The sequence below is a fragment of the Pseudofrankia sp. EUN1h genome (assembly GCF_001854645.1).
Taxonomy (GTDB): Bacteria; Actinomycetota; Actinomycetes; order Frankiales; family Frankiaceae; genus Pseudofrankia; species Pseudofrankia saprophytica.
The window spans coordinates 1-12,930 of the sequence record NZ_MBLN01000013.1 but is presented as its reverse complement, the minus strand read 5'-3'; the positions used below and the strand labels follow the sequence as shown (position 1 = coordinate 12,930).

Genomic DNA, 12,930 nt, shown 5'->3' with positions numbered 1-12,930 from the left:
GTGAGGAAGTCGCAGGCCAGCACGCCACGGGCCTGGGCGCGCAGGAACTGTGACCAGCTCGGCCCGGCGSCGCGGCGGGGTGCCGGGCCCAGGCCGTGGCGGCGCAGGAGAGCGCGAACCGAGGCGGCGGATACCTGGACCTGCAGCTTGCGGCATTCCCGACGATGCGCAGGTAGCCCCAGCGCGGGTTCTCCCGGGCCAAGCGGAGGACCAACTGCATCGTCGCGTCCTCAAGCCGGCGACCGCGATGCTGCTGTGGCTGGGTCCACCGTCTGCGGACCAGCTCGCGGTGCCAACGCAGCAGGGTGGCGGGGGTGACGAGGAACGCCGACCAGCGCGGACGGGGCAGGAGCTAAGCCAGGGTGGCCAGCAGCATCCGATCGGACGGGGCGTACCGCGGCCGGGCGACGTGGCGACGCAGCACCACCAGTTGGTGGCGAAGGACGGCGATCTCGACGTCCTTCTCATCAGGACGGCCCCCGAGACCGGCCACGCCGAGCAGCCTCCGGATCAGCAGGAACACGACCGTCGACACCATGCCGTCATGATCCCYGATGCGTCATTTGCCCAGATCGGCGCCTCTGACCGTCCAGTTGCACCCCACACCCGTGCGTGGCCACGTGCAGGACCTTGGGCCGTGCGGTGTCGAGGAGGCGTTGTCGGGTGGCGTCCCGGCCCGTGAACGGGTGTGCGCCGAGTAGGGTAGCCCGGCGACCTCCCGCGCCTCTATCTCGGTGTGTTCCGGCCGGGCACAGCGCAGGGAGAGGATGAACGGCACCTGGTCGGCGAAGTCCAGATCGAGGTCGGGATCACCGAGGACGAGCGGCGGGCCGGCCGGCCGGCGTGCCCGCGCCGCTGCGCGGGGTACGCGTGACGAGCCAGCGGGCGCTGGGAAGCGAGGTGACCACGTGCTCGTCGATGAGCCTTCGGCCCTGCGGGGTCTGGCAGGGTGGGTGCGAAGGCGGAGGTCAACACCGCGATGAGCTTGTAGCCGGAGGAACGCTGCTGTGGTCGGTGAGCGCGGCGGTGCCGCGCTCACCGACCACACGTTAGGGCCTATCTACACCGGGGACATCGGGGTGGCCCACAGTGCGGGTGCCCCCTTCTCCTCCGGCTGGCACGTCGCGGTTGCGCTGCCTCATGGTCGGTCTCCTTCCACCGTGTTGGTCAACTTATCCTTCTTGGCGGGCCAGGTTTCCGAATCCTCTAGCGCGTGATTTCCCACTCGTAGCGCCTGCCCTGTGGGCTCGGGTCTTGCCAGTCGATGACCCATGACCCGTCGTTCTCGCGGCGGGGCGCCGAGCAGACGCCGAAGCTGTTCTTCTCTCGAACATTTGGTCGGAAACCTGGATCCTTGAACGCGAAGGAGACGTGGAAGTCGGTCATGGGTGAGCGTCCGTTCGCGGGCATGTCGTCGTTCCACACGAGCCTGTCGTGCCCGCTCTTCCTGAGGTCCGCCCATAGTGCCCGCTGGGTGTAGCTGCAGTGCCAGGTCACCGGCTTGGTCAGGGTGGGCTTGAAGATCAGCCAGACGTACAGCTGGCCCTTGATCTCGAGGGCTGTAGAGCGAACCTGTGCTGGCCCGTTCGCGCTGTCGTCCACCCTGGCGTCGAAGGCGAAGTCGGACAGTTCCTTCGGCGGCTTGCTACCGAAAGTCGTGATCGGACGGATCATGCGGGCGACTAGCTGCGGGTTCGGATCGACCTCGACGGTCTCGTCGACCCTGTCGCCGCTGTCATCCAGGCCGATCGTCAGCTGGACGTGCACCTTCTCCTCGTTGGCTTCGGCCTGCCGACTGATGGTGTCCACGATGTCGCCCTCAAGCTGGCGGAGTTCCTTGCTGAGCGACGCGCGAGTGCCGCTGCGAGTGAGCCTGAAGTATCGGAGCAACAACCACAGAAAATAGCTGCCCGAGACTGCCGCGATGGCGCGTAGTACTACCTGGGCCGCGCCGCCGGTCCAGCCACTGAGTCCGGCGACGCTCGTACCAATCGTGCAGATGAAGGTGATCACGTCGCGCGCGCGGGCCCAGTCCACTTGTCGCGCATCATTACTCATTCTTGTCCACCTCTTGGCCCGAGGAGATCATGAAAGTGCTCCGCTGGATCGACATCGCCTGCAGGACAGGGCTTGAGACGCCTCCGGCCAGCGGAGGATCCACATCGATTCCGATCACGTCGCGTAGTCGACAAGCTCTTGGGGGCTTGGCAGTCTCTGCTGGTACGGCCCCTTTGTCGACACCGACTCGACCAGAATCTGAATACCGTCTGTAGTTGTTCTTGCACCCCGGGCTGTTTGTCTGGCAAACTGCACCTGCAGCAAAGGGCTTCGGCGCGGTGGCATTCGCGAGGGACTTTCACGGGGGAGAGCCGTCATGGCAGGGACATCCATCAAATCGGCTCCAACGAACTGCGGCACGTCGCACAGTGAGCCGGCCTCGACCGGTGGTGAAGGCGGTCAGGCGATGGACGCAGGCATCGACGGTCATGCCCTGCTGGCGGAGCTGCCGTTCGCGGGCCGTATTCCGGCAGCGGTGTATCTCGTCGCGGCCCTGATGGTCGCGGCCCTGCTCGTCAGCCTGTTGGTGACACCGCTCAACCACTAGCTGGCGACGGAGCTTCTCGAAGGCCAGCGAAGCGCCGTAGCGCTCTGCTGCGATGGCGCCCGAGGTCAGCGTGCGGCACCCACCGCGCAGTGGCCAGCATTCGGTAGGCGAGCGCGAGGCGCGTACCTCGCCTGCGCCGACGGCCTGGGGGCCAGGCGGTGCTCGGGGGTTAGGAACATCGTTGGTCCTGTCTCGAGGTAAGTACAGCAAGGCGCCGGGGTCATGCCCGGCGCCATTCGTTACTGCTGAGTAGCGAGCAGCGGTAGTCAACGCGTAGTCCCGCGGTACTCCCGCATGCTCGACCAGGCCTCACGATACGCACACTATTCGGACGTCGGCAAGCGTGACGCCGCGCACCGTCTCGTTGTGGGACGTTCGACACGTAGCCGGCTCATAACAGGCGGCTTGCTCGAGTCGATCCGTGGCTGGTTAGCCGGCTGAAATGCCAGGCCGGCGGCCCGATGGTGCCACCGACACCCCGGGTGCCACAAAGTCGATATATCGAATGACTGATCGATCTGCCAATAGTGACGTCGAGGTCAAAATCATCGTGACACCTCGTGCCGAAAATACAATGACACCGGGTGTCGAAATAACCGCAGCCCGGACGCCGCGGCATTCGGCTTCCTGAGGTAACCGGGACAGGTCACGTGCGCGATGCGAGGGCCTGTATCGTGCCTGAACTCGGTTTCGGGCCGTTGACTTGCGGCTTTGCCGCCAGGCCTCATGGCGCGCGATCGTGGCTCATGGTGCTGCGATGGTGTATCTGGCCACGGTGCAGGTGTTCGGCTGGCTCGTCCTACTGACCCGCGGCGACGTAGCGAGCGCGACCGAACTGTTGGTGCTGCGCCACGAAGTTGTAGTGCTGCGACGCCAGGTCGGATGTCCCCGGTTCACCGGGCCAGACCGCGCGGTCCTGGCCGCGCTGGCCCGGCAGCGGCCTCGGGACGTCGTGTCGGTTGGTGACCCCGACGCCGCCGCTGGCCTGGCATCGCCGTCCGGTTCGTCGACCGTGGAATTACCCGCATCGGGTGGGTCGGTCCGCCGGTGGATGACGAGTTGCCGACGTTGGTGGTCCGCCCGGCTCCGACAACCCGACCTGGGGGCATCGCCGCGTCCAAGGCCCTCTCGGCGATCCGCACCCCCACCGCCGCCGCGGCTTGGTGGCGCCCGACCTGCAGGCCGCCCGACTCGTGCCGCGCGGCGCCCGCTGCGCCCGCGCCGCCGCGGGCGACCGGGTAAAGAAGGCCCGCCGGCCGCCCGCAACCAGCTGAGCGCAATGGTCGCCACCTGCCCGGACACCACCCTCGGCGTGCGCCACCGCGTCCTGCTCGTCCTCGGCGTGGCGATGACGGGCCGCCGCGGCGAGCTCGCCGCGCTCGAGTTGACCGACGTCACTGAGGTCGACGAGGGCTTGCTCGACTACGTCCGTATCTCGAAGACCGATCAGGATGCGCTCGGTGCCGAGGTCGCCCTCTCCTACGGCTCCCACCCGGACACCGTTCCGTCTGGGCCGTCCGCGCCTGGCGGGCGCTGCTCGCCGAGCACGGCATCACCGACGGGCCGCTGCTGCGCGCCATTGACCGGCGCGGCTGGATCTTGACCCGGCCGATGTCCGGCGAGGGCATCCGCCACGCCGTCATCCGCGCGGACTTGGCCGGCAAGGAGACCTACAGCGCGCACAGCCTTCGCGCCGGCGGGGCAACCGCCGCCACGAAGGCCGGCGCTCCGGTCTCCGCGATCGCCCGCCAGGGTCGTTGGTCGGAGAAGAGCCCGGGGTCGTGCTCGGCCACATCCGCTAGGTCGACCAGTGACGCGACAACCCGATGACCGGCGTCCTGTAGGACAGCGGACAACCCGATCGCCTGGTCAATCGCCCGCAGCGCCACCTGCTACGTCCAGTGCAGGCCGTAGCACAGGCCCAGAGCGAGGTTGGTGAAGTGGGCGGTCGCCTCGCCTGCGCCGTCCACGGGAATGGGTGGTAGCTCGATGCCGCGGTCCTCGACCGCGCGCAGCGGCAGCCCGTCGAGGCTCCGCACCGTGGGGTCGGCACCGGTGGGGAACCGTACCCGCAGGTCCAGTGCGTCGCAGCGGATCTTCGGGACCATCGCATAGTGCCGCACCATCGGCTGCCCGGGCAGCACCCGCCACACCAATCCGAACTCGTGCCGCTCTTCGGCACCCAGCGGACGCGGCAGTCTCTGCACCGGGGACAAGAGGGTGTCGCCTCGCCGGTCGACCCGGAAGATCCGGCCGCCGAACATCACCTCCACGCCGAGGTCGCGGGGATTGGGCGGCGCGTCGGGYGGGCGGGGCAGGCTCATCGACAGCGCCACCTCGGAGAGCCCGTCCTTGATGACGACGATCCTCCGCGTCTCGAGCAGCTCGGGTGTTGGCCCGTCGAGCCGCAGCAGCGCCCACACCCGCTCCACGTACCAGCGGCCCCTGCCGCCAGTCGGGTCCAGTGCCACGGCGACGTCCCGGCGGCGTACCTCCCGACCAACGCTGTTCTGGCCGTCACCGGCGATGATCATCTCGGCCAGCAGGCGGAAGGCCTTCTGGCCACGGCGGCGCAGGGCACGCGGATCCCGCTCGAAGTCGACGGCGAGCCAGCTGAGCCGCTTCGTTAACAGCCGATGGCCGGCTCACGGGTCCACGCCGAGGGCGACGCCAGTGACCAGGCGTAGGTCTTCGGGCAGCGCCGCCAGCTACTCTCCGAGCCAGTCGACCAGCCGGGACCGCAGCGGGCCGCCGGACAGGTCGTCGAGTGCGGCGTAGCGGCGCAGCAATGGCCCGGTCCTGGCGTCGAGGTTCGCGGACCGCAGCCCTCGTCCGCGAGCGAGGGCCCGGAGCTCGTTGTGGAGGGCAGGTAGATCGGCCGCCACGTCGACCGAGCCACCGCCGCGGCCCACGTAGGTACTCGTCGGTCACACTCCTCCGGCGTGAGCGTCCTTAACGGCAGCCCTACTTTGGGTGAGTTGGGCCCCTGAGAACGGACACCTCGCCTGAGGTGGCCTCCGGCTGCAGGGAGGTCGACCATACCCGCCCCACACCCGCCGAAGTTTCGYCGGCGCGCGGTCGAGCTCGTGCGTCGCGGCGACGTACCGATCGCCGCGGTCGATGGTGGTTCTCCATTAGTTCTCGAGGCAGGCCAAGGCGGCGAGTTGCCGGGCGGTTGCCTGGGTGTCGGGGTGGGCATCGCCGAGTGCCTGGCGACGGCGCACGAGGGTGTCTTCGAACAGGGCTCGGGCGGCGTCAGGACCGTCAGCCACGGATAGGCAGAGCGCGAAGTCGTGCGCTGACGTCAGCGTGTCCGGATGATCAATGCCGAGGGCCCGGCGGCGCCTTGCGAGGGTGTCTTCGAACAGGTTGCGCGGCGTTGCCGTCTCGCCTAGTGGTCGCGGCTCCGCCGCGGAGAGGTGGGTCGACCGCGGATGGTGGAAGCGGTCGTCGAGTACCCGTCGATATCGAACCCGAAGGTCGTCGAAGAGAGCACGGGCGACTTGCGGGTCGCCTAGTGACCACAGGCAGCCGGCGAGGTTGTGCGCGGAGCGCAGGGTGTCGAGGTGATCAGGCCCGAGCACCCGGCGACGGCGCGCGAGTGTGTCCTCCTCAAGGAGGCGGGCACCGTCGAGATCGCCGGACAGTCGCAAGCAGACAGCGAGGTTGCTCGCTGAACGCAGAGTGTCGAGGTGGTCGTCGCCGAAGACCCGGCGGCGGCGCGCGAGAGTGTCCTCTTCCAGCACACGGGCACTGTCGGGATCGCCCAGGGACCACAGGCAGAGCGCGAGGCTGTTCGCCGCAGCCAGGGTGTCCGGGTGATCGGTGCCGAGAGCGCGGGTCCAGTAACGGTGCGCGGCATCCGCGAGTTGACGGCCGGCGGGGTTCTGCCCAGAAACCCACAGATAGCGAGTGACAGCGAGCAGCAGCGCACAGAAGGGTTCTGGTACGTCGTCCGGATCTGCCGGGTCATCACGGGCGCTTCCGGCGAGCGCCTGGACATGCGGGGTGAGGGCGGCATAGGCAGGCCAGGCCGCCGGGTCGTCGGGGTCGCCTGGGGACGCGGTCGCGATCAGCCTGCGCGCTGAGCGGCGGCCGTGAACCTGCTCGGTGGAGGACAGGCGGGCGCGCAGCAGGCCGTGGACGAGGCGGTGCGCGTGCAGCACAGTGCCGGTGTGACGTGCCAGGCCGAGGCGGGCGATGTGCCGGACCACGGTGGCCGTGGTCGCGATGTCGCCGAACTGGACTCCGAATCGCCCCGGTTCAGCGCTGACACCCGACCCGGGCGTGGGAGTGAGCGGCAGTGGCTCAGGCGCGCAGAACGCCAACTGGTCGAGCAGGTGGGCGGCGAGCGGGCTGGCCACGTGCAGACGTTCGCGACTCGCGGCAACCACCGCGACGAGACCCGGATGCTGCTCGATCGTCGGGTCCGATAGCCCCGCCTGCTCCGGCTGGGCAGTGAGCAGGCACAGATAGTCCGCGACTCCCAGGCCGGTGTCGAAGAGGAAGCAGCCGGCCTGCTCGACCGCAAGCGGCAGATCCCCGACCGCGGCGGAGACCTCGCCGGCCTGCACCTCGGTCAGCGCCGGGCAGCGGCGGCGCAGCAGCGCGACGGACTCGGCGCGGTCGAACTCGGCGATCTCGACAAGGTCAGCCATCCGGCCCGCCGCCGGGTCCCGGCTGGTCAGCACCAGCTGTCCGTTCTGCGGGGGACGCAGCCCCGCCACGCTCGATGGGTCGTCGACATTGTCATAGATCAGCAGCCAGTCGTCGCGGGCCGCGAGCTTGGCCCACAGCACTCTCAGAACTTCGGTGGCGGGCCCCTCCGCCGGGAGCGACAAGGCCGCGGCGAGACGCACCAGCCCGGYGGAAGCGACGACCGGGTCGTCCGCACTGATCCACCAGACCACCCCGTAGTCACTCGCGTGACGGTGCGCGTACTCGATCGCAAGTTGGGTCTTGCCTACCCCGCCCATGCCCTGGAGCGGCACAACCGCCACTGAGCCAGCCCCATCTCGCCCTCGACGATGCAAACGGTCATTCAGGGAGGTCAGAAGGACGTCCCGGCCGGTGAAGAACGGGTTGCGTGGCGGAACGCTCCACACCGCCGGCAGCCGGTGCGGAAACTCTGCGTCGCCCGCGGCCATCGCCACCTGCGGCTGACCGGGGAAGCCCACCGGCCCGATAGGCCTGCCGACCGGACCAGAGATCGCGGACAGCAGCCGCTCGCGCGCCGTCGATTCGTCGGTGTCCGCCAGCTCAATCCGCTTCAACGAGGCGTACAACCCTGGCACCGTGCAGTCGTCGACCCGCACCGGCACGATCCGTCCCTCGATGCCGCTGGCGAAGGCGCCTACATGTTCGGCCTGCGAATACCTTCCGGCGAAGTAGGCGTGGGAGTAGACCGCGAGCACCCGGTCAGCGCGCTCCAACGCGCGGGCCATCGCGCCAACGACGTTCGTACCCGCCTGCCAGTCCCATACGTCCAACTCGACGCTGAACCCGGCGCCCACAAGCTGCTGGCCGATCCATTGCGCCCACAGTTCATCGGCGCCGGCATGCGAAATGAAGAAGCCCCGCCGATCCATCCGCGCCCCCGCTACGACCTCACCCACGCGACTGGCGCATGAGATAGGTTCGCCCGCGCCAGCCGCCGCAGTCACGATCTTCGACGTCCCCCATAGTGACAGAAGGCTGCGGAGGTCGCCGCATTACTCATCGAATCCTCGGCCAGATTTCAGGCCCCCTGTACTAGGCGACGTCGCTGCTGGCGCCCTCGTGCCAAAGGAATCCCGGCTGCTCGGTGATCAGGTGCGTGTCCGGCACGGTGGGGTGGTGGGCTGCTGGAGCCGATCGCCTCGGATGTCGACGCCTGGTTTGCGACCTGGACTGGTTCGCCGAGGTACCGCTGTTCGGAGACGGCAGGGACCAGCCGCCGACCCCTGTGCACGAGGACATCTTCGAGTGACCTGTGTACTCGACGCCAACGCCGTCATCGCGTTGCTGCATAACAGGTCGCCGCCGTGCGGGATCGGTATCAGGCAATGCGGCGTCGGGTAACTGGCTTGCGCTGTCGTCGGTCGTGGCCTTCGAGCTCTGATAAGGCGTGGCGAAGAGCACCCGGTTCCAGGAGAACGGCGGCTGTCTGTGTGTGCCGCTTTCCGGCGGCCTGGACTTGTTGGACTTCGGCGACGAAGACGCCCGGACCGCCGGCCAGATCCGCGCCGTACTCGAGAAGGACGGCAGACCGATCGACGCCTACGACCTGCTGATCGCCGGCCAGGCCTTACGGCGCGGGTCACCGTCGTCACAGCCAACACCTCCGAGTTCAACCGGGTTGCCGGCCTAAGCTGGCAAGACTGGACAGCCTGACCACCAAACCGTTTCCACCAGCAACACGCATGTCTGGCCTCAGGGTCGATCCTGCGATTCGGCCGTCGGTGCCTAGCGGCGGAACGGGCGTCGCCCGTCGCGGGGCTTCCTGGCGCGGAAGGTCTGGAACCAGGCGGACGGCCGGTAGTCGCCGATCCCGAGCTCCCGGTTCACCGGGTCGTCCGGATCCTCCATCCMGTCCCTGGACGGGTCGAGCAGGCCAAGGATRTCGGTGTCCTTGAACATGGCATCCACGCAGGTGTCCCAGTCGTAGTCGCCAGGATGCGGGGGGAACCGCTCGACACTTCCGGTGATCATGTCGGGGTCGTCGAGGAGGGCGGWGGCCTCGTGGAGGGCGAGGTGCAGGGCCATCTCCTCGCCCGGGCAGCGAGGGGAGGGCCGCCTGCCGGCCTTGAGGTCATCGGCCAGGTCGTCGAAGGTTCGGGCGGCCTGGCGGCGCCAGACAGCGTCCTGCCGGTAGGTGATCCTTGGGTAGGCGTCGAAGATCAGCCAGAAGTCGCCGTCGTCGACGGGGTCGTCGCCGTGTCTCTCGACGTCGTCGTAGGCCTCGTCCGAGAGGATCTCCAGAGCCGTGTACAGGACGGCGGCGGTCCGCGGCGTCAGCTGGAAACCCGCGCACCGTTCGCACGACTCCTGTCGACAGGTGCAGCAGGCGAACAGCGCGCCGAAGTCCGGCGACGGCTCGTCGTCGTCCGTGCCGGACAGGGCTCCTCGCGCGCTATGGCCGTCGTGCCGCACCACCGAGCATGTGGTGCCGCGAGACGAGACGGCATCGATGTTGTGGACCAGGAGTTCGGGGTCCAGGATCTCGATCAGGGCGTCCGCGAGATCGGCGCGTACCTGGGCGCGGGCCTCCTGCGCGGCGTCCTCGGGCGACACGCCGTCATCGGTGCTGACATAGATACGCCCGTCAATGTCGTCGAGAGCCAGCTGACGAAACGCATCCTCGTCGATCACCTCGACGAGGATCTCGACTTCGATTCGGAGCAGGGACTTGACGGCGCCATCGGAAGGCATGCCGCGAACCATACACCGGACAATACCCACAAAGAAGCTATGCCTCTTTCCCTCTGGCGGAAAGTAGCGCGACAAACGCACGAGGGCCGTCATGGTGACCGAATCGGCGCGATTTCCGTGAGGGTGGCCGTGACGGTGACGATCGCGATGTCACCGCTTTCGACCGTGCCGGTCTATGAACAACGCCTCACCACACAGTCCGGCCGACCCTGTCAGCGGTCCGAGGGACGGCAGCTACGACCAGGCGGTTCCAGGCCCGATCCGGCGGCATGCGGCGCGGAGCGACACGCCATGAAGGGCAGGGTCTTCAAGCGGTGCTACTGCACGGACCCGGTCAGCAAGAAGGAGCTCGGTAAACGCTGTCCCAGGTTGGCGCGGTCTGACCACGGCGGCTGGCATTTCGTGCACGACGTCCCCCCGGGCCCGAGTGGGAAGCGCAGGCGTGTCTCGTTCGGTCCCTACGAGACCGAGCGGGAGGCCGATCAGGCCCTGGCGGACTCGCTGACCACCGTGAACCCCGCCGGCCCCGCGCCCGACAACCGGGACCTCACCTTCGGCCGCTACCTCGACCGGTGGATCGCGAACAAGGCGGACCTGGCGCCCTCGACGCGGCGGGGCTACCAGACCCACATCCGGATCTACCTCAGACCCGGCCTGGGCCATCTCAAACTCACCGACCTACGCGACGACCACTTCGACGACCTGTACAAGGCGATGCGCCAGATCGGCCGCGATCACAAAGGGCAGCGCCCGTCGTTCCTCCTGTCCAGACTGCTCGAAGCCCGCAGGGACGACCCGGCCCGGCGCCGCCCACCCGGCGCCGTCACCATCGCCCGGGTCCATGCCACCGCGAGCAGCGCGCTCAACGACGCCGTCCAACGCCCCAGTTTCCCGATCCGCGCGAACCCCGCGCAGTACGCCGAGCGGCCCACACCCCGCCGCCGTAGGGCGCTGCTGTGGACCGCCCCTCGCGTCGCCGCCTGGGAACGCACCGGCCGCCTGCCCTCTCCGGTCATGGTCTGGACACCGGCGCAGACCGGAGCGTTCCTCGACTTCGCCGCCGACGACCGGCTCTACCCGCTGTGGCACCTCGTCGCCCACCGCGGCCCGCGCCGCGGTGAGACCGTCGGGCTCTGCTGGCCCGAGGTCGACCTCACCGCCGCCACCGCCTACTTCCTCAAAAACGACACCGGCGTCGACGACGAGGACGACGACTACGGCCTGGACGACGACTACGAGCAGACGAAAAGCGCGGCCAGCGACCGGCTCGTCACCCTCGACCAGGACACCGTCACCGTCCTGAAGCTCTGGCAGGCCCGCCAGCACGCGGAAAGGACCGCCACCGGCGAGACCTGGGTCGACAGCGGCAGGGCCTTCACCCACCCCGACGGACGAGCACTCAACCCAGACGGGGTCAGCCAGCGGTTCGACCGACTCGTCGCCCGCTACACCACCATCCGCCGCGAGCACACCGAACGAGGCTGGAACCTCGACCAGCTCGCCCACCGCCATCGCATGCCCGTCTCCTCCGTTCGCGCGGCGCTCGAGAACGGACCACTGCCACCTATCCGATTCCATGATCTGCGGCACAACGCGGCCAGCCTCACCTACTTCGCCACCCGAGATATGAAGGCCGTCCAGGAACTACTCGGCCACGCCTCCATCCAGATCACCGGTGACCTCTACACCACCCTGTTCGAGGAAGCCGACCGTGCGGCCGCCGAAGCCGCCGCACGCGTCGTTCCCCGCACCAACCGCCCGACCGGCTGGGACGACATCCACAACAGCGCCGAGTCGCCAGACAACAGCTCAGACTCGCCAGATAGCAATACTCTGGACCCGCCGGACAACGACGGACTCGATATCGGCCTCTGACACGCTCCCGGCGGACAGCACCCTTCTGGTGAACAGCCCATCACCATCATCCGTCACCCCGCACACATCAATGAGCAGTACACGAACGGACAGCCGGCCAGACCGCCGGCACGCCCCACCCATGGCTACGATGCGTAACCGCCGGCCCAGGCCCCAGGATTAGTTGTGGTCGCAACGGCACCGGTTCGGCACCGGAAATGCCATTCTCGGCCGCTTCGCGATCTTCGGAAGGCTTGATCGCTGCAGAGAAACCGCTGCACCGCAGCGGGTTCGTGCTTGTGGACCATGTGTACCAGCATCCGAACCGTTTGATCTTGGTTGCTGGCCCCGAAATCTCTGTCCGTCCGGTTGCGACCCGGGTTCTGGCCAGGGGTGATGTCTCGTGACCGCGCCTCTTGAAACAAGATCTTCCGAGTCGAACATGTGTTCAGAATCTTGGGTGGTTCCGGACGGTTCGGCCCGTCTGGTGACCGTGGTCGTCGGCGTCGTGGTCGCGTTGACGTTCCTGTTCGKGTTCGTGCGCCACGAGGCGCTGTGTTTCGAGTGGGGGTGGAAGACCTTCGCTTTTAGCCTGTCGCAGCAGGTTGATTGTAGCTGAGGGCAGCCTGATCCGGGTGGTGCCGGGAAGGGCGGGAGCAGCCCTGACAAAGCCAGGACGTGTCAGCACTGCCAGATGGTGCGGGCCTGGCGAGCGAGTTGGAGAGGAGTACGCGAGGAACCGACGTCTACGTCCTTTAAAACAATGAGCCGGCTCAAATCTGGTGGATAAGGGCCGGTCGCGGTGCRCACCGAGCATCCACCCGGGTGTGAGGGAACTTCGGGGAGGTCTGAAACCGCCGAACCGGAGGCCACGGGGAAAGTCTGCGGCGTACCCATGGCGATGCCGCTGGGACACAGTCGGGCTCCTCCTCCGACAAACGAAACATGGTGAACGTGGGAACCGCCTCGTCCGGGTTCCCGGGCAAGCTCGCAGCCAGCGGGCTGTCGGGATAGGCGCACCGACCGTCGACCGGCGAGGTGGGGCGGAGCCGCCGTAGTAC

Annotated in this window: 10 protein-coding genes; 4 read left to right on the top strand and 6 right to left on the bottom strand. The window is 68.0% G+C overall.

The features are described from left to right. Window positions 1–352: 352 nt before the first annotated feature. The gene (locus BCD49_RS04955; protein WP_007507764.1) at window positions 353–538 is read right to left on the bottom strand and encodes a hypothetical protein; all 186 of its coding nucleotides are present in this window, start codon (window positions 536–538) and stop codon (window positions 353–355) included. A 668-nt stretch (window positions 539–1,206) separates the two neighbouring features. Further along, the gene (locus tag BCD49_RS04950; RefSeq protein WP_007513534.1) at window positions 1,207–2,058 is read right to left on the bottom strand and encodes a hypothetical protein; all 852 of its coding nucleotides are present in this window, start codon (window positions 2,056–2,058) and stop codon (window positions 1,207–1,209) included. 316 nt (window positions 2,059–2,374) lie between these two features. Here BCD49_RS04950 and BCD49_RS43070 point away from each other — a divergent pair, with 316 nt between their 5' ends. After that, the gene (locus tag BCD49_RS43070; protein WP_131803373.1) at window positions 2,375–2,605 is read left to right on the top strand and encodes a hypothetical protein; all 231 of its coding nucleotides are present in this window, start codon (window positions 2,375–2,377) and stop codon (window positions 2,603–2,605) included. 1,279 nt (window positions 2,606–3,884) lie between these two features. Further along, window positions 3,885–4,208 carry a hypothetical protein gene (locus tag BCD49_RS43970; RefSeq protein WP_007513530.1) on the top strand — a complete coding sequence of 108 codons (324 nt, stop codon included), beginning with the start codon at window positions 3,885–3,887 and terminating at the stop codon, window positions 4,206–4,208. Window positions 4,209–4,497: 289 nt separating this feature from the next. Here the strand turns inward: BCD49_RS43970 and BCD49_RS44810 are convergent, their stop codons facing one another. The 4 genes from BCD49_RS44810 to BCD49_RS04915 form a co-directional block, all read right to left on the bottom strand. Continuing rightward, window positions 4,498–5,139 (bottom strand): hypothetical protein, encoded by a 642-nt coding sequence (locus tag BCD49_RS44810; protein ID WP_007513527.1) that lies wholly within the window; start codon window positions 5,137–5,139, stop codon window positions 4,498–4,500. 174 nt (window positions 5,140–5,313) lie between these two features. Then, window positions 5,314–5,517: a hypothetical protein gene (locus BCD49_RS44805; RefSeq protein ID WP_007513525.1), complete on the bottom strand. Its 204-nt coding sequence runs from the start codon at window positions 5,515–5,517 to the stop codon at window positions 5,314–5,316. 222 nt (window positions 5,518–5,739) lie between these two features. Beyond that, window positions 5,740–8,193 carry an FxSxx-COOH system tetratricopeptide repeat protein gene (gene fxsT / locus BCD49_RS04925; protein WP_071041210.1) on the bottom strand — a complete coding sequence of 818 codons (2,454 nt, stop codon included), beginning with the start codon at window positions 8,191–8,193 and terminating at the stop codon, window positions 5,740–5,742. A gap of 856 nt (window positions 8,194–9,049) precedes the next feature. Further along, window positions 9,050–10,015, bottom strand: a complete 966-nt coding sequence (locus tag BCD49_RS04915; RefSeq protein WP_071041209.1) for a hypothetical protein — start codon at window positions 10,013–10,015, stop codon at window positions 9,050–9,052. 291 nt (window positions 10,016–10,306) lie between these two features. On the opposite strand from BCD49_RS04915, the gene BCD49_RS04910 reads away from it, so the two are divergent. Both BCD49_RS04910 and BCD49_RS43395 read left to right on the top strand, forming a co-directional pair. Beyond that, window positions 10,307–11,890 carry a site-specific integrase gene (locus tag BCD49_RS04910; protein WP_007513517.1) on the top strand — a complete coding sequence of 528 codons (1,584 nt, stop codon included), beginning with the start codon at window positions 10,307–10,309 and terminating at the stop codon, window positions 11,888–11,890. A 439-nt stretch (window positions 11,891–12,329) separates the two neighbouring features. Then, window positions 12,330–12,488, top strand: coding sequence for a hypothetical protein (locus BCD49_RS43395; RefSeq protein WP_158072931.1), 159 nt, complete (start codon window positions 12,330–12,332; stop codon window positions 12,486–12,488). The last annotated feature ends 442 nt before the right edge of the window (window positions 12,489–12,930 follow it).